Origin of the sequence: Gordonia tangerina (assembly GCF_021556435.1) — a bacterium.
Classification (GTDB): domain Bacteria; phylum Actinomycetota; class Actinomycetes; order Mycobacteriales; family Mycobacteriaceae; genus Gordonia; species Gordonia tangerina.
Window position 1 is genome coordinate 12,919 of sequence record NZ_JAKGCU010000032.1, and the last position, 21,108, is coordinate 34,026.

At 65.5% G+C, this 21,108-nt stretch carries 19 protein-coding genes; 12 read left to right on the plus strand and 7 right to left on the minus strand.

Annotation, left to right across the window (positions count from 1 at the left end; translation table 11 throughout):
• Both L1892_RS22255 and L1892_RS22260 read left to right on the plus strand, forming a co-directional pair.
• Window positions 1–141 carry a hypothetical protein gene (locus tag L1892_RS22255; protein ID WP_235725960.1) on the plus strand — a complete coding sequence of 47 codons (141 nt, stop codon included), beginning with the start codon at window positions 1–3 and terminating at the stop codon, window positions 139–141.
• Window positions 142–280: 139 nt separating this feature from the next.
• Window positions 281–1,996, plus strand: a complete 1,716-nt coding sequence (locus L1892_RS22260) for a plasmid pRiA4b ORF-3 family protein (protein ID WP_235725961.1) — start codon at window positions 281–283, stop codon at window positions 1,994–1,996.
• Between the two features lie 14 nt (window positions 1,997–2,010).
• On the opposite strand, the gene L1892_RS22265 is transcribed toward L1892_RS22260, so the two are convergent.
• Together L1892_RS22265 and L1892_RS22270 are read right to left on the minus strand one after the other, a co-directional pair.
• Window positions 2,011–2,757, minus strand: a complete 747-nt coding sequence (locus tag L1892_RS22265) for an MSMEG_1198 family transcriptional regulator (protein ID WP_268900573.1) — start codon at window positions 2,755–2,757, stop codon at window positions 2,011–2,013.
• Between the two features lie 292 nt (window positions 2,758–3,049).
• Window positions 3,050–4,690: a DUF6777 domain-containing protein gene (locus L1892_RS22270; protein WP_235725963.1), complete on the minus strand. Its 1,641-nt coding sequence runs from the start codon at window positions 4,688–4,690 to the stop codon at window positions 3,050–3,052.
• Between the two features lie 380 nt (window positions 4,691–5,070).
• Here L1892_RS22270 and L1892_RS22275 point away from each other — a divergent pair, with 380 nt between their 5' ends.
• Entirely contained in the window at window positions 5,071–6,279 is a 1,209-nt protein-coding gene (locus tag L1892_RS22275) for a hypothetical protein (protein WP_235725964.1), read from the plus strand.
• Between the two features lie 49 nt (window positions 6,280–6,328).
• The gene (locus tag L1892_RS22280) at window positions 6,329–6,829 is read left to right on the plus strand and encodes a hypothetical protein (protein WP_235725965.1); all 501 of its coding nucleotides are present in this window, start codon (window positions 6,329–6,331) and stop codon (window positions 6,827–6,829) included.
• Window positions 6,830–6,860: 31 nt separating this feature from the next.
• Here the strand turns inward: L1892_RS22280 and L1892_RS22285 are convergent, their stop codons facing one another.
• The gene (locus tag L1892_RS22285) at window positions 6,861–8,381 is read right to left on the minus strand and encodes an FAD-dependent oxidoreductase (RefSeq protein ID WP_235725966.1); all 1,521 of its coding nucleotides are present in this window, start codon (window positions 8,379–8,381) and stop codon (window positions 6,861–6,863) included.
• A 189-nt stretch (window positions 8,382–8,570) separates the two neighbouring features.
• Here L1892_RS22285 and L1892_RS22290 point away from each other — a divergent pair, with 189 nt between their 5' ends.
• Window positions 8,571–9,638 (plus strand): helix-turn-helix transcriptional regulator, encoded by a 1,068-nt coding sequence (locus L1892_RS22290; protein WP_235725967.1) that lies wholly within the window; start codon window positions 8,571–8,573, stop codon window positions 9,636–9,638.
• A gap of 7 nt (window positions 9,639–9,645) precedes the next feature.
• On the opposite strand, the gene L1892_RS22295 is transcribed toward L1892_RS22290, so the two are convergent.
• Entirely contained in the window at window positions 9,646–10,785 is a 1,140-nt protein-coding gene (locus tag L1892_RS22295; protein WP_235725968.1) for a flavin-containing monooxygenase, read from the minus strand.
• A 152-nt stretch (window positions 10,786–10,937) separates the two neighbouring features.
• Window positions 10,938–12,365 carry an HNH endonuclease gene (locus L1892_RS22300; protein ID WP_372475409.1) on the minus strand — a complete coding sequence of 476 codons (1,428 nt, stop codon included), beginning with the start codon at window positions 12,363–12,365 and terminating at the stop codon, window positions 10,938–10,940.
• Between the two features lie 758 nt (window positions 12,366–13,123).
• Between L1892_RS22300 and L1892_RS22305 the strand changes: the two genes are divergently transcribed.
• The 4 genes from L1892_RS22305 to L1892_RS22320 all read left to right on the plus strand — a co-directional run bounded on the left by L1892_RS22305 (window position 13,124) and on the right by L1892_RS22320 (window position 15,155).
• On the plus strand, window positions 13,124–13,282 hold the full coding sequence (locus L1892_RS22305; RefSeq protein ID WP_235725970.1) for a hypothetical protein: 159 nt from the start codon (window positions 13,124–13,126) through the stop codon (window positions 13,280–13,282).
• 99 nt (window positions 13,283–13,381) lie between these two features.
• Window positions 13,382–13,723: a helix-turn-helix domain-containing protein gene (locus L1892_RS22310; RefSeq protein ID WP_235725971.1), complete on the plus strand. Its 342-nt coding sequence runs from the start codon at window positions 13,382–13,384 to the stop codon at window positions 13,721–13,723.
• Window positions 13,720–14,535, plus strand: a complete 816-nt coding sequence (locus L1892_RS22315) for an ImmA/IrrE family metallo-endopeptidase (protein WP_235725972.1) — start codon at window positions 13,720–13,722, stop codon at window positions 14,533–14,535. The genes L1892_RS22310 and L1892_RS22315 overlap by 4 nt, the downstream gene beginning before the upstream one ends.
• Complete coding sequence (locus L1892_RS22320; protein WP_235725973.1) at window positions 14,532–15,155, plus strand: PIN domain-containing protein; 624 nt, start codon at window positions 14,532–14,534, stop codon at window positions 15,153–15,155. Before L1892_RS22315 ends, L1892_RS22320 begins: the two co-directional genes overlap by 4 nt.
• A 546-nt stretch (window positions 15,156–15,701) precedes the next feature.
• Here L1892_RS22320 and L1892_RS22325 read toward each other — a convergent pair.
• Together L1892_RS22325 and L1892_RS22330 are read right to left on the minus strand one after the other, a co-directional pair.
• Window positions 15,702–16,058 (minus strand): hypothetical protein, encoded by a 357-nt coding sequence (locus tag L1892_RS22325; RefSeq protein ID WP_235725994.1) that lies wholly within the window; start codon window positions 16,056–16,058, stop codon window positions 15,702–15,704.
• Between the two features lie 8 nt (window positions 16,059–16,066).
• The gene (locus L1892_RS22330) at window positions 16,067–16,714 is read right to left on the minus strand and encodes a hypothetical protein (protein ID WP_235725974.1); all 648 of its coding nucleotides are present in this window, start codon (window positions 16,712–16,714) and stop codon (window positions 16,067–16,069) included.
• Between L1892_RS22330 and L1892_RS22335 the strand changes: the two genes are divergently transcribed.
• Genes L1892_RS22335 through L1892_RS22345 form a run of 3 tightly spaced genes read left to right on the plus strand, consistent with a single transcriptional unit; the run spans window position 16,713 to window position 21,108 of the window.
• On the plus strand, window positions 16,713–17,111 hold the full coding sequence (locus tag L1892_RS22335; RefSeq protein WP_235725975.1) for a hypothetical protein: 399 nt from the start codon (window positions 16,713–16,715) through the stop codon (window positions 17,109–17,111). The two genes, L1892_RS22330 and L1892_RS22335, sit on opposite strands and share 2 nt — an antisense overlap.
• 56 nt (window positions 17,112–17,167) lie before the next feature.
• Window positions 17,168–18,547 (plus strand): 3' terminal RNA ribose 2'-O-methyltransferase Hen1, encoded by a 1,380-nt coding sequence (locus L1892_RS22340; protein ID WP_235725976.1) that lies wholly within the window; start codon window positions 17,168–17,170, stop codon window positions 18,545–18,547.
• Window positions 18,544–21,108, plus strand: a complete 2,565-nt coding sequence (locus L1892_RS22345; RefSeq protein ID WP_235725977.1) for a polynucleotide kinase-phosphatase — start codon at window positions 18,544–18,546, stop codon at window positions 21,106–21,108. The genes L1892_RS22340 and L1892_RS22345 overlap by 4 nt, the downstream gene beginning before the upstream one ends.

Genomic DNA, 21,108 nt, shown 5'->3' on the forward strand with positions numbered 1-21,108 from the left:
ATGTCAGCAGCACAGGAAACGGCCGTCGCGCGTGAGTCGCAGACAATCGATTCGGTGATCGATCACGCACGGGCCGCCGTCGTCATAGGCGCATCTTTCGGTGCGAGTGCGTTGCTGACCTTCGGCATGTTCTTCGCGTAGCCAGTCGGCGCAACCGTTACGTGGAGCACGTTCGTGCTATGCCGGTGTGCCACCTGTGTCGATGAGTTCCGTCCACAGGTGGCGCACACCACGGCGGCATAGCTGAGGCGCGATGCCCGTCCGACTACCCTGCGATGTGATGTCGAAGAACAGGTCGAGCAAGCAGCAGAACCGCGATCGCCGCAAGGCCAAGCGGGCATCGCGCGGCGAATCCAACGTCGTCCCGCTGTTCCCGCAGTCCATGACGACGCCATCCTCGCTGATCCCGGCCGGATTTCAGGAGTGGGTGTCGACCGAGCTCTTCTCCGACGATGAGGTGCCCGCCGACGGGTTCACCGAACAACTCGAGATCCTGTTGCAGGCGGTGGCCGGTGTGCATCCGGAGTTCGACGCCACCGCGTGGACGATGGACGACGTCGAGGCCATGGGTGGCTTCCTGGAGTTCATGATCGAGAAAGAATCGATCCCGGTCGACCAGGCGCGGGTGATCGCCTACGCGGGCATGACGTTGGCGAGGTTCTTGACGGAGCACGGCCGGTGGGCCGGTGACCCCGATGCGCCCGCATTCGCCCAGGAGCGACTCCCCGCTGCGGTCGGGCTGATGATGGGCACCACCGAGATCGGACCCGTTGACGAGGACGCCGAACGAGCGGCACTGATGGCCACCGAACCGTTGGCACGGATCACGGTGCTGCTGGGCTGGCTGGGCGACGGCCGCCCCACCACGCCGAATCGGTGGCTCAAACCGGCAGCCGCCCGTGAACTCGCCCAAGCGCTCGGCCTCGAGATGCCGGCCGGCCGCACCTCCATGAGCAATTTCGCACCTCTCCGCCACCTGTGGCTCTATGCGCAGGCGATGGGGTTGATCAAGGTGAATACGGTGCGGGCGACGCCGGTGGTGAGTGCGGCGGAGTGGGAAGCCGCGCCGGTGCAGGCTCCTCGCAACGCATTGACCAACTGGATCGACAGCATGTTCCCCGAAGACGTCGACACCGAGTTCTCCGCACAGTTCTACGAGAGTCTGGCTGCCATCATCATGGCCGGCTGCACGAACTTCGCGAACACGCGCGCCGACATCGACGGCTGGGTGGAGAAGCTGGGATACAGCGAAGTGCTCGTGCGTGCGCTGCACGGCCGGCTGGCCTCGTGCATCGAGGAGGGATGGCTGACGCTCGAAGCCGACACCTACGTGGTGCCCGAGGCGCTCCGGCCGGCTGTGCTGCCCGCGATACCGCAACTGGGCCAGATGCAGGCGGCCAACGACGACGCCCTGTTCACCGACGCCCCCATCGATGGTGACCTGCATGTGCGGATCGAGCTCGACGGGGTGAGCCCGCCGGTGTGGCGGCTGCTCGTCGTCAACTCACTCACCACGCTGACCGAATTCCACGACATCCTGCAGACGGTGTTCGACTGGGAGAACAGTCATCTGCATCAATTCATCGCCGGTGGCCGACGGTGGATGGACGAGCGCGCGCTGACCGGCGAGGGTCGCGGTGATCTGCACAGCGAATACGACGTCATGGTCGGCGACATCCTCCGTGCGCCCGGCGCGCAGATGATCTACGAGTACGACTTCGGCGACGGGTGGTCGCACCTGATCACCGTGTCCGACATCAAGCCGGCTCCCGACGAGCGACATCCAGAGGTCCTCGATGGAGAGGGGATGGCACCGCTCGAGGACGTCGGCGGTCCGCCCGGGTGGGAAGACTTCGTTGCTGCGGTCAGCGACCCGCGCCACCCCGACCACGCCGAACGACGCGAGTGGGCCGGCTTGGCGCCGGGACAATCGTTCGATCCGACTGCGTTTGACCTCGCGGCGGTGAATCGGCAACTGCGGCGGTTGTTTAGCTGATCAAGGGCGGTCAGCTACACCGCGGACCCGAGAACATCGCTGTGGCCGTGTCGACGGCACCAACTGACGATATAGCGCGCGTGCAACCCACACCACCGGTACACGGAAGCCTGTGTGAGCGGCAGACGTTCGTCGTGCTCGTTGCGCGCGAGCATCATCGGTCCGATGTAGCTGCTCGCCACTTTGTTCGCCGTGTTCTGCGAGACCTTCGCGACCGATGCCAATCCGGCGTTGTCCGAGGCACTTCCGGAGGCGATCGCCCCGGCCAGTCGCGCTGCTGTGGTGCCGCGACGGCTGTCGAAGAGTTCGAACAGCGCGGGACGCGAAGTGCGGGGCACCGTGGTGGGTAGGCGTTGCCCGAGCGCTACGGTGCGCAACGCCGATATGAGTGCGCGCAGACCGTCCGACTTCGCGATCACGCCGGACACGTCGTCACGCAATCGCGCCTCGGCGAGGTGGTCTTCTTCCATCGAATGGCCCTGAGTTGCGAGCAGAACCGGCGCCGATCGATTCACCGTGTGCAATCCTTCGATGACGTCGAGACCGTCGAAGGTCCATTCCAGATCGGGCCGATTGAAGATCAGGTCGGCGCTGACCACATCGAACCGCACACGGGCGGCGATTGCATTGCGGAATTCGACGTCATCGCGGGCGACCACAACGGTGACGTCATCGAATTCCGACTCCAGAGGACCGGCAACAATGTGTCCGAGTGGAGATGCGATGAGGATTCGTAAACCAGCAGGCACGTGCGCAATCATGCCCTATCGGGTCATCGCACGCGCAATTCACAATCAGTGACGCCAGGATTTCCCATGCGTCGGGCATTGCCGCCCCGTGCTGTCGCACGAAAGGCACGTGAGGCGACCGGCGATGCCGTAGCTGCCGGCCAGCCCATCACAGGCCGGGCAGGGCACCAGCGGTCGCCCACATGTTCCGCATTCTTGCCGCGCGGGCTGCTGCGATTGCGTGTCGATGGGATCAGCGTACGCAGCGGGCGTGGCCACATCTTTAGGCCAAAACGACGAAAACGTGCGTGCAGAAATAGAACCGTCAGGCGACCGGCGTGGTGGTCGTGGTCGTCGTTATCTCGGGTGTGGTCGTTTCCACCGTCGGTTCCTCGGTCGGCGTCACTATCTCCGGTGTCGTGGTCTCCACCGTCGGTTCCTGAGTGATCTCGGGAGCCGGCGCAGGCGCCTGCGTGGTGGGATCGGTGGTCGTCGGCGTGGTGACCTCCGGGAGTGCCCGCCAGACCGCGGTGGCCACGTCGACGTCGACGGCCGACGCGTTCGGCGGGGTCAGCGAGACCGACCACACTCCCTCGGCATTGGTGGCCGAGTCGACCGAGGTACTCAGTAGCGACGACGCGTAGACCTCGCGGGCCACGGAGTCGCTGCAGTCCAACGTGAGTCGGGTGGCGGTGGTCGGTTCGGCCGGCACCGTGCAACTGACCGAGGTGTCATCGTCGTCGAAGGTCAACGAGCCGATCTGCTCGCCGGAGCCGGTGAACGTGGTGGGGCGCGGACGCTCGGACGAGTCGGGCGACGATGCCGCTGCCGACGCCGACTGAGCTGCGGCAGATTCCCCGCCCGCGGGCGCGGACTCGCCGCCGGCGATGGCCGGTGCGGATTGGCCTGCGCTGAGCTCCATCTCGGGGGAGTTGCCGTCTTCGGCGGCACGCTCCACCACGGCCTCCGCGGGCTGCGGGCTGCCGGCCTCGGCCAGACCGTTCTGCTCGGCTTCCTCGTCGCTGGTGGCGGTGAACGGCACGTTCAGGTCGGCGGGCGTGGGCAGGGGACCGGTCTGCGGCGGTACGCCGGTGAGGTTGAGTACGTTGCCGACGGTGCGCGTGAACAGTTGCGCGTTGTCGACGTTGATCAGCGATAGCGCGGCGGCCGCCAACGTCGCGGTGGGATCGGCTGCAGGTGCAACGACTGTCGTATTGTTCACGACCGTCACGTTCTCGGTGTGATAGGCCACCCGCACCACATTGTGCGTGTGATAGCTGCGCCATGGGGCGCCGACCACCCGATAACCGCCGACCGGTGCCGCTGCGGGCGGTGCTAGCGGGTTGCCGCAGGAGCAGATCGCGCGGGGCACACCGGAACCGTCGACGAGCACCGGCGTGCCGGCCTGCAGGACCGACTGGAACGCATAAGCGCTACCGCTGCGGTAGGAGTGGTTAGTGACCCAGGTGTCGGCGGTCAGCACCACCGGCGTCAGGGTGTTGAGGTAGTAGGGGATGTCGCTGGGGTTGATGCCGAAGACACTCGCCCACGCACGTGCCGCCGACGGATCGTTGGCCAGCGAATTGCCCAGCGCCGCGACGTCGCAGCTGGCGGTGCCACCGGCCCCGTACAACCCCTGTTCGGTGCCGTTGACCACGCGAACGCCGCGGTCCTGCGCACCCCGGGTGGATGCGAGTTGCACGTCGGTGGGCAGCTCCCGGTTGGTGAGTGCGACCGACGGTGTGAACGGATCCGGTTGCGTCTCACCGACGCCGAACAATCGCAGCGCCGGCGTCAACGGATTGCCGTCCTCAGACTTCACCGACAGCACGACGATGCTGGTGACGACCAATGCCAGCACGGCGACAATGGACCCCAAAATCAGGGTCTTCTTGCGCTGGTTGTCCGGCGAACCAGATGATGGCGGGAATGTGGGATAGGGGCCCGGGTTGTCGGGGAATGTCATCGCTCGACTTTCTGCAGCGCACAGTGGGACATGACAGAACAGCGGTACAGCGGGATGCCGTGGCGGACAGAGATACCCCCGAGAACCTTCTGATCTCACGCCCATGATTGATTGCCGCGGCGACGTCTGGGCTGATCGAAGCACCGAAAGTGAGGTTGCGCAATACGGCTCAACGGTTGTTGGGTTGATTCAGTCCTTTGGTTGAATGTGCCGTTAATCCGTTTGTGCTAACCGCGGAATCTGGTGGCAGAACGCGTAACGCGGCGCTCGACACCTTCATCTTTGACACAAATGGTCGATAGACCGCGCACTCACGTGCCGCTACCGTCGATTCATGGTGGACGGTCCACGGGTATGCGTCGTGCGCTTGTGGTGCCTGCATGTCTGACGCCGAGGGCACACCGCCGACAAACCAGACTCTGCAACTCGACTGGATGCAGTGGCATCCCGGCGACGCGCACCGCGCCGACGTCGAACCACCCGTGGAGGTCGATGACCCGCAGGCGGCGACAACCACGTCGTTCGCCCAGCCTCCCGTCTACCGCATCTTCACACCCAAACCCGTGGAGATAGCCGAATCCGACTCGGCCACCGACGTTCTGCGGAACGCTCCCACGGCCACAGGCTGGTCGCCGCCACCGCGACAAGCTCCCGACCGGTTCTCGAGGATCGTCTGGTCGGTTGTCGCCGTCATCGTGCTGGTGCTCGCAGCGGCCACGTGGGCGCTCACCGTCGGCCCGGCAAAAGACTGGTGGGTCGTCGACGAGGCTGCCAGTGGCGGCTCACAGTCGGCAACGGTCACCGCATGCGCGACCCCGCCCACCATGACTCCGCGCAGCGCCTCCCTGACTCCGGATGGCTTGGCCGTCACGGTGACCGCCGCCAGTTCCTGTGCCGACGGTGATGTGCTGTCCAATTCGGCGATGCAGGTGGCAGTGTCGTCGTCGGCGGGTCTGGTGGCGTCGGGATCGTTCGACTTCTCCTCGACTCCGATCGCCCTGCCCGTATCGGAGTCGGCGGGACGCGAAATCACCATGACCTTCCCGACCGGCAGCTATTACGGTCTGCCCGGTTCGGCCACCGCAGGTCTCACGGTCAGTCTGAATCCGGTCGGCTCGACGACCACGCAGGAACTGGCTTCCTCGGCCGTGCCGGTGTCGGTGTCACCGGCGCAGATCTACGTCCCGCCCGGGGTTGATACCGAACAGGCCATCGCGCAGGCGTTGAGTGCGCAGGCCGACGCCGACCGCACCGAGATCCTCACCTCGGGCTCCGACCGGTGGGTCGCGCAGCTCAGTTCCAAACAGCCCGGTCTGGTCGCCGACGGCAAGGTCTGGACCAACCAGGACATCCTCGACGAGTTCGCGTCGTTCTATCAACGCTTCTCCGGAGCGCGTCTGTTGTGGAGTGACGAGTGGCCGGTGTTCACCTCGTCGGGTTGGTGGGTGAGCATCACCTCGCAGACTTTCCCCTCCGGGCAGGCGGCTGTGTCGTGGTGTGCGCAGCAGGGTTTCGACCGCGACCACTGCCTGGGCAAGCTCATCTCCACGACGTCCGGCCCGGCAGGTACGACGGTGTATCTGCCCTGACCACCCCACCCACATCCGCGCTCCATACACCCGCCAGGAAAGGTGCCCGATGACCATAGCTATGCCGCCCGCGCTGCTCGCCGGCGAAGTGGTGCGATACCACGGGCAGTTCACGCCGCGCACATTCATGACGCACGCCAAGACGACGGTGACCGTCACCGATCGTCGGGTCATCGTGCACGACCCGCACCTGTTGTTCGGGATCTTCCGCCACGGCTTCATCCAGCACGAGGCGCCGCTGCGTCACGTGAGCCGGCTGTCGTTGGGGACCAAGGCGTCGGGCAGGCGAATGTTCTACGGCGCGGTGTCGATCGTGTTGGCACTCATGTTCTTCGCGACGGCCGCCTCGCTCGGTGTGAGTAGTGGGCTGGGACTTTTGCTGGGCTTGGTGTTCCTGGGCATCGCTGTGTTCATGTTCATCACCGCGAACACCACCGGCATCTTCTTCGACACCACCGGCGGGGGCGTGCTTGTGGCTGCGGGCAACAAGTCCGAGCTTCCGGAGATGCATCGGGCGGGATTCGAGATCGGGCAGTTGTTGTTCAGTTGACGGACTGACGGGCTCTGCCTGGTCCGCGACCTCAGGACGACGCCGCCGGCGACCCCGGCAGCGGCCGCGTCGCAGGCCCTTCCAACACATTCCCGCGATGATCGAACCGTGAACCATGCAACGGGCAGTCCCAACTGTTTTCGGCATCGTTCCACCGCAGCACGCCGTAGAGGTGGGTGCACAAGGGCGCCACCGACGTCGTGGTGCCGTCCACGGTGCAGACGCCGCGGGGAACCACGCCGTCGTGTCCCACCTTGCCGGTACCTTCTGCGGGCGCGGGGTCGGTCGAGCGGGCCAGCGTGAGGTAGCCGCTCAGCATGTACTTGGCCACCTGCAGGTTCGTCGACACCGCAGTCGGTGCCGACGTCAGTTCCGAAGTGCGCCAAGGCTGCAGGCTCGTCGACCATCCTTGGGCGGAACCGAGGAGCCGCCCGGTGATGGCCAACGCGGCCGCCACACCGTTGGTGAGCCCCCATTTCGCGAAGCCTGTCGCGATCTGGACGCCGTCGATCCCGGGCAAAAGCGCTCCCACGTAGGGCAATTCGTCGATCGAGGTGTAGTCCTGCGCCGACCACCGAGCCACCAGCCGGGCAGTGGGGAAGGTGCTTTCGGCCCAGCGCAGCATGTCGTTGACGTGGGCCTGCTCGGACTCCACCCTGCCGACCTCATGGCCGAATCCGCCCACCAGCAGCAACTGTTCGCCGTCGTGTCCGGGTCGGGGAGCGGTGCGTAGCGACACCGACGGGTCGTCGGCACCGAGATACATGTCCTGAGGGATGGGCCCGTCCACGGTGAACGCAGCCGCATACGACCGTTGCGCGTGGACGCGGGCGAAGAATCCGCCACGGTCGAGAAACGGGGTTCCGGTGGCGATCACGACGGAGTCCGCGTGCACCTTCCCGGCGTCGGTGTCGACCACTTGCGGTGAGAGACGATGACCCACCCCGCGCACGCGAACACCCTCGTAGATCTGACCACCGTGCTCACGCACGTCGTCGGCCAACGCGCGCGCCACCACCATCGGGTCGATCTGGGCTTGTCCGTCGAGCCGGACACCCGCCTGCACCGGGAACGGCAGTTCGGCGCAGTCGGCGGCCTCGACCGGTAGTCCCGCGGCACGGCAGGCCGCGTCCTCCTCGAGGACCTTGGCTGCGCCAGAGTCGGTGGTCGCGAACGTCACCGCAGTGCGTTCCTCGAACGCGATGCCGCGGGCCCGGCAGTACTGGGTGAGCCACGCTTGACCCTCCCGGTTGGCCTCCACGTAGTTGTCGACGGCCGTCTGTCCGTGCTTGCGGGAGATCGACGACAGGCGGGTGCCCTGCAGCAGCGACAGTTTCCCGGTGGTGTTCCCGGTGGCGGCCGCCCCGAGGTGCCGAGCTTCGAGCACCGCCACCTTCCGGCCGGCGCGGGCGAGCAACAACGCCGTGGTGAGGCCGGTGATGCCGCCGCCCACCACGACATGGTCATAGCGGCTATCGGCGAGGTCGGGTGATGATGCAACTGTGCGATCATCCGACGCCGCATCGGGAGTCTGGAACCACAAGGAACTCATGCAGCGGACATTGCCCGCCGGCTGGGGTGTCAAACCTGGCACCGAGGTTTGGCGAGCCTCCGCAAACAGGCATATGCTCGCAGCCGGATCGGGCGTGGGCAGGCATCGCGGCTGTCGACGTAGCGGGGGTCATCTGCCGGCAAGAAATCTCGTGCGATAGACGCCGCGGGGGTTCATCATGGATACACCATGGTCAGCCACACCCGAGCAGACGACCGGCTGGTGGAGCAGGTCGCGGGGATTTGTGCGCGCACCGATGAACCGCTCCGACTGCTCGAGCACGTGGCGCGTGCCGTTCGGCGGCACGTCCCGTATGCGGTGGCCGGATGGTTGCTCGTCGACCCGGACACATTGCTCATCACCGGGGTGTACGAACAGGACGTTCCCCGTGAGGCGCATCTGGCGCTGATCGAACTGGAGTTGACCGTCGACGATGTCAACAAGTTCGTCGACCTGGCCCGAGGGTCGCAGTCCGCGTCGTCGCTGAGCGCGGCGACCGACGGCCATCTCGATCGCAGTGCACGGTGGGCTCAGGTCTACCGGCCGAGAGGATACGGCGACGAGTTGCGTGCGGTATTCCGTGCGGGTCAGATCACGTGGGGTCACGTGTGTATGACGCGGTTGGCCGACGACCCGTGGTTCACCGGCCGTGAGGTCGACATCATCGCGCGCCTGTCTCCGCACATCGCGCACGGTCTCCGGGCCGGGCTCCTGCTGCATCACCTCGAGTTCTCGGCCGATCAGGAGCTCGCGATGGTCGTTCTGGACGACGCGGGACGCGTCATGACCGCGACGGACCGAGCGCAGCGCTGGCTCGGTTCGATCGGCTGCACGCGGTTGGACGCCTCGGTTGTCGTGCACGAGGTCGCGGCCCAGGCCCGGGCGCTGGCCGACAGTGAGCGCGCTGGACCGCCGGCATTTGCCCGAACGCAGGGAGCGTCCGGCGAGTGGCTGCTGGTCCGCGGGATGCGGCTGGACACTACGAGTACGGCCGTCGTCCTCGAACCGGCCCGCAGGGCCGACATCGCTCCCTTGCTGCTCCACCTGCACGAGTTGACGCCGCGGGAGCAGGAGGTCACGCAATTACTACTCACCGGCATGGACACCGCCGACGTCGCACAGGAACTCTGGATCACACCAGAAACATTGCGTGGTCACATCAAATCGATCTTCGCCAAGCTCGGAGTGAGTAGTCGTCCCGAGCTCCTGGCTCGGCTGCAGCATCAGCCGCGGGTGCATGTCGCCCCGTCGGGCTGACGCTGCCTCAGCTCGCCACCGCAGCCATGTCATCGCGGGCGGCGGCGATGCCCCGAGCGGCCACTCGAGCGAGCTTCCCGGTGTAGCCGGTCAGCCCCGGACGCAGAACATAGCCGACAAATCGCAGGCCGGTCATCACCTCACCGCCATCAACAACTCGGGGCAGACCACGTGCGTCGAGAACGTCGAGGTGCCCGGCCATCTCGCGCAGTCCGGTGGTGTATCCCGTTGCAGCGATGACGACATCGGCTCCCACATGCGACCCGTCGACCAACTGGGCGCCTTGTTCGTCGAGTCCGTCCACCGCAGCGACGATGCGGATGCCTCCGTCCCGGATGGCGTCAATGACCTCCTTGTCCACGACGGCAGTTCCGGCGCCACGTTCACGCAGCTGCGCGATCACCCCGGCAGGTGGAGAGGTGAGCCCGTACGGCGAGAGATCGCCGATGGTTGCGTGTTGGACTGTGGCCAGGAAGGAGTCGGCCAGATCGGTTGGCAGACGCAGGATCAGCGGTACGGCAAGATCCCCGGGGAGTCCGCCGCTACTGCGCAGCAGGATGTTCGGGGCGGTCCGGACCGACAGCGACACCTGGGCCGCGCCGTCAGCGAGTTCGCGCGCGATTTCCATGCCGGTCGAGCCCGCGCCGACCACGAGGACGCGAAGGCCTCGGTATGGCGTTGCATTGTGGTAGTCACTCGCGTGCAGAACTTTCGGTGGTGTGCGATCACCGCGCGCCCAGTCCGGCAGCCAGGGGACATTGAACACACCGGTGGCCACCACGACGTGGCGAGTGTGGAAGCTCTTGCCAGTGGCGGTGACATTCCATCCACCTTCGGGCGCGGGATCGATTCGCTCGACCGCAACGCTGTGGCGAACCGGCACGTGTCGTGCGGCGGCGTAGTCGTCGAGATAGTGGACGTACTGGTCGCGGGTGGGAAACCACCCGTATGTGCGCGGAAAAGGTGCGCCAGGCAACGCCGACCACCAGCGGCTCGTGTTGAACCGCAATCCGTCGTATCTGCCAGCCCAGGCTGAGGCCGTCCGCTCGCCGCGCTCGAGCACGGTCACGTCGATGCCTCGCTTCACCAACTCGGCACCCGTTGCCAGCCCCGAGGGGCCGCTGCCGATCACCAGTGCGTCAGTCATGGTCGTCACCTCCGCCAGATCCTGCTCTGGACCTGGATTCGTCGTCTGCATCAAGTGCATCGCAGGAACGGGTGCGTGACCATCCCCCAGCTAGGGGGTGTTCGGCGGGCCACCCCACGTCCGTGACTCGGCCCGGAGCGTTCCGCGGAACGTCATGCGGCCGCGAGATCGGCATCGGATTGGCGTGCCTTCCATGCCCACGCGGCGTACAGGACTTCGGTCGCGTAGCCGGCGTTGAGGTGACGTCCGGGACTGATCGGTAGCACTGCGTCGTCGTCGATAGCCGTATCCGGTTGCCAACCGTCGGGTTTGTGGACTGCGGGTGCACGCTCGATGGTCGATCCGTCGGGTCTGTGGAAGCTGAACTGTTGTCTGCCGCGGGCTTTGATCGCGAACTCGCCGCGGTGCAGGGCGCGATGATGGGCCGAACACAGCAGGATCAGATTGTCGGGGTTGGTGGGGCCGTCCTGCGACCAGAACTGCACGTGATGTGCGTGTAGGTGGCGGGTGCGGCCGCAGCCGGGGTGTTGGCAGCAGCGGTCCCGCTCGAATAGCACGCGCATCACCTTTCGCGTCGGCATGCGACGTTTGCGGCCGTAGTTGAGCACAATTCCGCGTGCGCCTTTGCGTTTCTTGCCGTGCTTGACCTTCCGAACAGCTCCGCCGCAGGCGGCTTCGTCGACTTCGGCGTCCTCGAGCGCCGGTCCGTCGTCGAGGTGGGGGTCGGCATCGTCGTGGGTGTGGACCACGAGTTCGGCACCGGGCACGAACTCCGGCACGGAGATCGTGCTCTGCATGGTGTCGCCCATCGCGACGACCGCCGGTGTGATGTCGGAGGGCACGTTGCGCCACAGGTCTGCCGATCCCGGGTGGCCAGGCGACTTCTTGGTGACGTCGGGAGTGTCCTCGTCGGGGGCGGGCTCGGTGGGTAGGTCGGGGTCGCCGGCGGTGCGGGTGCGCTCATACTCGGCGCGGACGACGCCGGCCAGGAATCGGGCGCCGTCGAGCGGTGAGAGCCGTAGCTTCACCGACAACGACCCGTCGAAGTTCCAACTCCACGAGCTGCTGGAATCGATGGTGCCGCGCTCGGATTCGTCTTTGTGGCGATCGACGTTGCGGATGGACTGGACCAGACGCTCCACCTGGGAGGCGGTGGCCGACAGAGCAACGTTGAGGAGCTCTTCTTCGCGCTCCGGTGTGGCGACCCGGGTCAGGGCCCGCACCTTCGAATAGGACAATCGTCCTTCGGCGAAGGCCTGGCGCAGGAGCGGAAGTTCCGGCAGCGCATGGGCGATGCGCAGATGTTCCTGCGCGGTCCGGATAGATAGGCCGGTGCGCCAAGTCAGCCAGTGCGCGCACGACATGATGCCCTCGCCGCTCCAGCCGCCGCGGCGGTCGAACTCCGCAAGCAACTCGAGGAACCGCGCCGTCAATGCCGCCATCTGGCTGGCGTATCCGACGAGCCGAGTCCCGATCTCCTCGGTGGTCAGGTCATCGGTGGCCACGTGGTCGAAGATGCTGGACGACTTACTCGTTGGTGATGGCTCGTTCGTGGACGACGGCACTGCGGTAACCGACATCATGACCCCCTGACAGACGTGAACCGGTTACCGATCAATGTATCGACGGACTCTGACACGTTGAGCGTTCCGCGGAACGTTGACGGTGTGGTTGTGGAGGGTCGGCGGAGGTGGCTGTCAGGGAAAGAGGCTTCCGCTTATCATTCCGTCCCCGTACGCGTCACCACCTACGTCTTCACGCCGAAGATGGTCTTCGAGGTTGCGCGGAGTTTCGCTGCGACGTGTCACCACGGCCAGCCGTGCCGCGCAACGTCGTAGAGCAGCCTGAGCGCTTGGAGCACGGTCGGGGCCCAACGCCAAGCATGCGGTCGTTTGTCGTGTATCGGAATCATATGGCTTCGCCCTCTCGCGTTCGAGTTATGCGGGCTCCACCTTAAACATATTTGGACACAGCAACTTTCGTTCTCATTGGTGCACGATGCGGTCGTTGACGACGGTTATGGGCGGCCTTGAGAAGCGTCCGCCTGGGCCTGGTGTCGGAACGGCCGCACATAAGATCCAGTACTGTGCGGTTGGCGAAATGCCGAATGTGATGCAAATCACCAAATACTGACAGCTCCGCAGGCGAGCCGTGGGCCAGAACGCCGCCCGCGCCGCGGTGGCCGAACGCGACCAATGCCGCAACCTGGAGGCGCAGATCCGTGGCTCACTGCGGGCACCGCTGCTGGCGGGCACGCCCTCGGCGACGCTGGCGACACCTTTCGCACCGCCGTGTTGGCCACCAAAGCGTCGGTGCTCGACGCCACCGACGGGGTTCGATGGTCATCCGCACCCTGCCGCCGGACCGAGCGCTGTGCGGCACCATCGTCGTCGACGGCCCCGACCGGGTTCGACGTGTGGAGTTCCTACCCGACGGCACGCCCCACGACTCCGCGACCGTCGCGGTGCCAGAGGGTTCACGCGGGGCGCCGACGTAGGGATCAGCCCCCCGGCCGCTGAGGTGGAACTCGACAGCAGCAACCCGAGCACCTACAGTTGAATCACTCTTTTCGATCTTGATTCAGGAGGTGCGGGCGATGCCAGGTGAGGAGACGGCACAAGCGATCACGCGGGCAATGGCAGCAGCGGGTCTGAGCCAGCGCGACTTGGCGCAGATCACTGACATCTCCCAATCCACGCTTTGTCGGATCATGACGGGCAAGCGAACGGTGAAGATGAATGAGCTCGTGGCCATCGCCCACGCCACCGGCTGTACCGTCGGCGAGCTCGCCAATTCATCCGCGCTGGCTGACCGTGTGCAGTGCGCGTCGCGCTCCACCAATGGTGCGATGATGCATGAGATGCGCGCGCGACTGCTGCACTTTCTGGAACTCGACGCCTATCTTGACGACCAGGGCATTACCTCGCCGGCTGCATGAGCATCGAAGCTCGAGCGCGTTCCGCGGCAACCGCCTTTCGCGCTGATCATCATCTGGGAACGCAACCGCTTGGCGATGTCATCACGGTCATCGAGCAAACAACGGGACTCGATGTGGCGGTGCTTGACGTCGGGCCCGACGAGCACGGTCTCACCATGCGCGATCCGGATCGTCACGTCGTGATGATCGCGGTCGCCAAAACCCGTGCGCCCATGCGCCAACGCAGCACATTGGCGCACGAGTTGGCGCACGTGGTGTTCGAGGATTGGACTACCACTGAGAGCGAGTCGCCGTCGAGTTCCATGGAGCAGCGTGCCCGCGCGTTCGCCCGCCACCTGTTGCTGCCCATCGAGTCCATCGCCGACACCATCGACAATGGCTCGACTGCGCGCCTAGCCGATCTGTCCCGAGTAGTGCAGCTGTTCGGAGTATCCCCCGCGATCGCAGCGATCGTCATGGGCGATGCCGGTGTCATTGATACCGACACCGTTGATCGGTGGAAAGTGCTGACCACTCCGCAAGTCGCGGCCCGGTTCGGGTGGCTCGATCATTACGAGACGCTGCAGGCGCAGTCCGATCGGCCACGTGCACCCCAGAAACTCGTCAGCCGACTCATTGCCGGCTACATCGACAACGTGGTGTCCGCCCAAACAATCGCGACCGTCCTCGGGCAGCCGGTCGCCGCGGTGATCGCCGACCTCGAGCAGCAAGGCATCGCTCCCAAGCCGCTCACCGTCGAGTGGGGCGATGCCGACGACCTTCCCGCCGTAGATCCCATCGACTGGGATCGGGATGAGGACTCCAAGCAATGACCAGTCGGCCGATCATCGACGCCGGCCCCGCTCTGAACTTTCTGGCTATCAACAAAGAACGACTACTCATCGACGTCCTCGGCCCGATCTGCACACCAGAAACGGTGCGTGACGAGGTCTTGCAGAAGGCTCGCACTGACAACCGTTTCACCGCGGTGACGGCAGTCTGGAACAAGCTACCCGGAAAGTATCTCGAGATCCTGTCCGACGATGCGACACCCGAACTCATCGCCGCCGTAGCCCGCATAACCGGGCTACCATTTGCTGAGCGGAAGAGATCCTCGCGTGACCTCGGCGAGACCATGGTCGTCGCACACGCTGCGGTCCGTGCCTTTTCTGGACAACGCGTAATAGTCATTATCGACGATCAACAAGGCGCGCGACTTGCACAAGCAGAACGCGCTCGCCTCGACCGCCTCCGCAATCAAGGCCAATCGGTCGGCGCGATCACTGTGGTGAACACCACCACGATCCTCATGCGGGCAGCTGGCGGAAAACACCTTCCTGATCGCGCGGCGATGCGCGCGATCTACCAGCGACTCCGCGAACACGACGATGGGCTCGTCCCCATCTCGGAAACCGGTCTCCTCGGCGCGGCGCTCTGGGAAGTCGTTCAGTGACGTGGCGCGGTCGCCGCGAGTCGCGGAGATTGAGCCGTAATTGGACGAATGCCTACAGATTGGATCGATGACGACTCGTTGAGCAAGGACGAGACACTCGCTCGCTTCCAAGCACTCAATCCACAGCCAGCCGGGGCGCCCCCTGATCAGAACACGCGCCAGACCGGCATTCGCTTATCGCAGGACAGCACTGGGTCAGACACCTGCAGTAGAAATCGGGCGATTCCTCCGAGCGACGCCCATAGCTGGAGCAAATCCGGAGCCACGCCGCACCTCGGATAGCCATCTGCCCCGACAGCCTCAAACAGCCCCGTCTACGCGCTTCCGCCTCCGCCACCGCTGGAGTTGAACGGAAAGATCGGGCCGCGACTGCCGTCGGGCTTGCGCGGAGAGATCGACGAATATGCGCTCGGCTCCGAGCCGAACAGTCGGTGTCGCCAGTCCCGCAGTCGTGCACGCCAACCACGTGGGGGCGGCACCGGTTCTGGTTCAGGAATCGGTTCCTGGCGCACATAGTGATCCATGTGCAAACGGTAGCCGCTTTCCCTATTGACCATATGTGTATCGCAGGTTGGCGTTGATCAAGGTGCCGATGCGTTGGCACAGATGGCGGAACTGGCGGTCATCGGGGCCGGGCGGATCGACGAGCAGCGTCCACCGCAGATCGGTGCCCCCGCGACCAGGGCTCAGGTCGAACACGATCTGGGCGTCTGGCCGCTTGATCCACAGCGATGACCAGACCACCCGGGTGGGAGGGGCGGATTCGACAACGACCGGCGCGATCTCATCGTCGAGCAGGTGAAGCCAGGGTCGGCCCGGTTGCCGATTCGGCGTCACCAGATCCTCGAAGACGACCGACGGCGGCGCCGGCTGGTTACGCTGGCGGGTGGCGATGGCGTCCATAGATGTACTCACCACCCCGTGGTGCAGTCAGTGCACAGTGCACCCACGCGTGCGATCGGAGTGGCATCACGCGTTCGACACCACATCGCAGTCCCATCGACGACCCTTGGGTCGAGAACGTCCCACCCGGCCGACGGCCAGTCGATCCTGCGGTGGCCCGTCAGATTGCCTTGTACTTCGTCGGCGAGGAATACGATGCAGCTTGCGGCCGGTCGGTCTGTCTCCAGCGGGTTCTCCGTCATCAGGTATCCGCCCCAGCCGGTCGAATCGCGTTGCCGTAGCTGAAACAACACGTTGTCGGAGTCGATGACCAAGACGTCCCACTCATGGTCGGTGAAGTCCGGCAATGGCTTCTTACGGGTCCAACAGCTCAGATCATTTTCGACGGCAGCAACCGCGTTCGCCCATCGTGAAGGGATTTCGGTAGCTCCGTCCCAGTGTCGTGTTCGCCAGGTACGGGTCCATCGGTCGGTTACGTCGAACGGATAGTCAGTCATGACAGCCACCGCCGATGGAGGTCTGGACTCGTCATGGATGTAATCGTCCCAGTTGTGGCAGTCTTCGTGCCAGCCCTTTTCGACGCGCCGTCGTGTGGACACGGCTGCGGTCTGCGTGGCCGAGCGCATTTGTTGCCGCGGCCAGTAGCGTTGCGTCATGGCCGACAACGACCAGGCGGATGTCGCGCGCCTCCACCGCTGGTGGATAGTGCGTCATATCGTGATCGTCGTCTTGCAGGCGATGGTGTTCGTCGGTGGCTGTGTCCTTGCGTTCTACTCGGCCGTGTGGGCGCTGCGTACGACGCCCGACCTACCTGTCGCCTATGCGGTGCCCGCACGCGAACGTGCCGGGGAGCTGCCCGGCCCGCCCATCATGTACTGGCTGATCTGGGCGCTTCCTCCCACACTGATCTACGGGATCGGCGGCATCATGTTCTGGCGGTGGAAGGCGAGTCGGTGGATCGTGGGGTTCCTATGGGCCGGTTTCACTGTGATTTTCCCGATCATCGCGCTGCTGTGGATCGGGATGGATGTCGGTGGGTTCTCACCGAGCTGAGCGATGTATCTCCTTGCCGCTGACAATCCAGTTGCGCTGTGCCATACCGTGAAGTGGTGTTGACGTCCATCGAGGTTGCCGGAACTGCGCAGGTCCCGGCCACCGATGTCGGGTTCCTGCTGTACAAACACCCCGATCGCGTGCAGCAGTTCGCAACATCGCAGGGCGGCGCAACGGTGTTCTTTCCGGCCGCGTCACCCGAGTTGTGCCGCGTGGTGCTGCACGTCGATGGGGTCGGCGCCAAGGTGGATCGCGCCGAGGGGATGGGTCGCTATGTGAATGTGGTGCCATTCGCCGCGTCGTCGCGTCTGGTGGTGGTGCTGGGCAAGGTGTTCGGTGACGCGCTCGCGGGTCGCTGCGCCACCCGGCCCGAACTGGTGGATAATCGCTGGCCGATGACGCTGACCGTGCCGTCGGTCCCCACCGGCGGCCGGTGTAGCCCAGCGGAACTGTTCGAGCCACTTGGTTGGACTGTGCAAACCTCGGCCCAACCCTTGGAGCCGCCGCAGTGGGGTGACTCCGAGTTCGTGACGATCTCGCTCTCTGGTGTGCACACTGTCCGAGATGCGTTGCGGCACCTATCGGTATGCCTGCCGGTTCTGGCGGGAGCCAAGCACTACTTCGTCGATGACGCCGAGGTCGACAAGCTGCAGCGCCTCGGCGATGGCTGGCTGGACACCCACCCACGGCGCGATGACATCGCAGCCGGCTACGTCAAGCATGTCCGTTCGTTGACCGACGAGGCGGTGATGCGTCTGGCCGGGGATGTGACAACGGCGCAGCCCGCCGACGATGCCAACGCGGTGCCCGAGCGCCGGGCGTCACTGGCGAGGCACCGTCGGGAATGGGTGGTCGAGAGCCTCGCACGTGCCGGCGCCAGATCGGTTCTCGACGCCGGTTGCGGGGAAGGCCGACTGCTGGCCGAGCTCGTCACGGCACTGCCCGGTGCGCAGATCGCGGGTGTGGATGTCGCACCGGCCATGGTGGACCGCGCCCGTGAGCGACTCCAGCGATGGCGTGGGACGTCGGTTTGGCAGTCGTCGCTGATGTACACCGACCCGCGCTGCCGCGGATTCGACGCCGTGGTGCTGATGGAAGTGATCGAACACATCGAGTTCGATCGGCTGCCGACCGCGATGTCGTCGGTCTTCGACGAGATGGCCCCCCGAACGGTCGTGATCACCACCCCCAACCACGACCACAACGAAGCGTATGGGTTGGCCGGGCAGTGGCGTCACCCCGACCACCGGTTCGAGTTTACGCGCGCCGACTTCGCGCAGTGGTGCGCTTCGGTGGCCGAGGAGTACCGCTACCGCGTAACGATCGACGGAGTCGGCGAGCCGGTCGAAGGGCTCGGCGCGCCCACCCAGTGTGCGGTGTTCACTCGCGACGACTCCTCGCCTCAACTCAATTCGAGTGAAGGAGGCCGCCGATGACCGCGATCGAGGTCCCGGATCTGTGCCTGGTGGTATTGATCGGCGTATCCGGCTCGGGAAAAACAACATTCGCGCGCCGACTTTTCCGCGACACCGAGGTGCTCTCGTCGGATGCGTTCCGTGGCATGGTCGCTGACGATCCGGCCGACCAGTCGGCTACTGGGGACGCTTTCGCTGCCCTGTTCGACGTGGCCGGACGGCGTCTGCGGCGTGGGCTGCTGACGGTAGTCGATGCGACATCGGTCCGCGCCGAGGACCGTCGTGCACTCGTCGAGCTGGCCAAAGAGCACGACGTATTCGCCGTCGCGATCGTGCTGGACGTCCCGGTCACCGAACTGGTGCGGCGTGTCGCCGGGCGCTCCGACGTCGACGAAGGCGTGGTGCGCCGCCAGCACACACTGCTCAAGCAGGCACGCAACCTGCGCAAGGAGGGCTTCCGCTTCGTCCACACGCTGACGGGAGTCGACGACATCGATGCTGCGGCGCTCGTTCGGACCCGAGTGTTCAACGACCGCACCGACGACCACGGCCCATTCGACATCATCGGTGACATCCACGGCTGCTGCGACGAACTGTGCGATCTGCTCGTCGATCTCGGCTGGTCGCCGCGCCGCGACGTGGACGGCACCGTCCGCGGCATGGACGATCACCCGGCCGGTCGGCGAGTCGCGTTCGTCGGTGACCTGGTGGATCGCGGCCCCGACACCGCCGGAGTACTGCGCCTGGTGATGGCGATGGTCGAAGCAGGCCAAGCGATCTGCGTACGCGGGAATCACGAGGAGAAGCTGCTACGCGCACTGCGACAGCGACGCGGATCGGGCCGGTCCCGGGACTCCGTCACCTTGTCCAACGGTCTGGCTGAATCGATCGAACAACTGGACCGGGAGCCCGTGGAGTTCATCGACGAGGTGATGGTATTCCTGGATTCGCTGGTCTCGCACTATGTGTTCGACGACGGGCAACTCGTGGTGGCCCATGCCGGGTTGGCCGAGCGCTACCACGGCCGAACCTCAGGGCGAGTCCGGTCGTTGGCGATGTACGGCGAGACCACCGGGGGCACCGACCGCTGGGGCTTCCCAGTACGGGTCGACTGGGCCCGCGACTATCGCGGTCGCGCTCGCGTGGTTTACGGACACACGCCGGTGCCGGCGGCCGGCTGGGTCAACAACACGCTGTGCCTGGACACCGGCTGCGTCTTCGGTGGACGTCTCACCGCGCTGCGCTACCCGGAGATGGACCTGATCGATGTGGCGGCCCGCCAGACGTATTGGGCTCCCGAGCGGCCGATGGGCTACGGCGAGTCCGACGCCGATGCGCGGGTGCGCGCAGCGGTTCGCCTCGACGACGTCACGGGCAAGCGTCGCATTCTCACCCGCTATGGGCCGTCGGTGCTCGTCACCGAGGACCACTCGGCCACGGCGCTGGAAGTGATGTCGCGGTTCGCCATCGACCCGCGCTGGCTGCGGTACCTGCCGCCCACCATGAGTCCCGTGGGCAGCGCCGATCCGGCCTTGCTCGAGGACCCGCAGGCTGCGTTCGACTTCTACACCGACCGCGGCGTGACCGAGGTGGTGTGCGAACAGAAACACATGGGATCGCGGGCGGTGCTCGTGGTGACGCGCGACGACGACGCGGCGCGTCGCGCATTCGGTGTCATCGGCGGGTCCGGTGCGCTGTACACGCGCACCGGCCGATCGTTCTTCGATCCGTCAACGACGGCCGCCACGCTGAAACAAGCCCGGGCGGCGTCTCGGACGCTGTTCGACCAACTCGACTGTGACTGGCTGATTCTCGATGCCGAGTTGCTGCCATGGAACATCAAGGGTGAGGGTTTGATCCGTGACGAGTTCGCCTCTGTCTCGGCAGCAGCCGTGCCGGAGTTGGCGCAGCTGTCGGCGGAGTTGGACCGCGCGGCCGAACGCGACCTGGACGTCGATGCGCTGCGTGCTGGTGCTGCGCAGCAACGCAACGACATCGACGCTTTCACCGACGCCTACCGCCGGCATGTCCAGGTGGGCGCCACGATCGACGACGTGCGGATCGCGCCGTTCGAGATCCTGGCCTGCGGTAACTCCGATCAGTCGATGACGCTCGAAACCCGTTCACACCAGTGGCATCTGGAGCGGGTGAATCAGCTCGCCACAGCGGACCCGTCGTTGTTCGTCCCCACCGCGCATCGCGTCGTGAACACCACAGACGAGATGTCGCGTGCCGAGGGGGTGGACTGGTGGCGCGACATCGTGGCACGCGGGGGAGAGGGCATGGTGGTGAAGCCGTCCGGCAACCTCGTCCGAGACAACAAGGGTCGGATCGTGGCGCCCGGAATCAAGGTGCGCGGACCCGATTACCTCAGCATCATCTACGGTCCGGGCTACCAGCGTGATCTCGAGCGCTTGCGCTCGCGCGACCTGACCCACAAACGGTCGCTGGCACTCCGCGAGTACCAGTTGGGCCGTGAAGCCCTGGCGCGTTACACCGATCGAGACCCGCTGTGGCGCATCCACGAATGTGTGTTCGGTGTGTTGGCGTTGGAATCCGAACCGACCGACACTCGGCTGTGA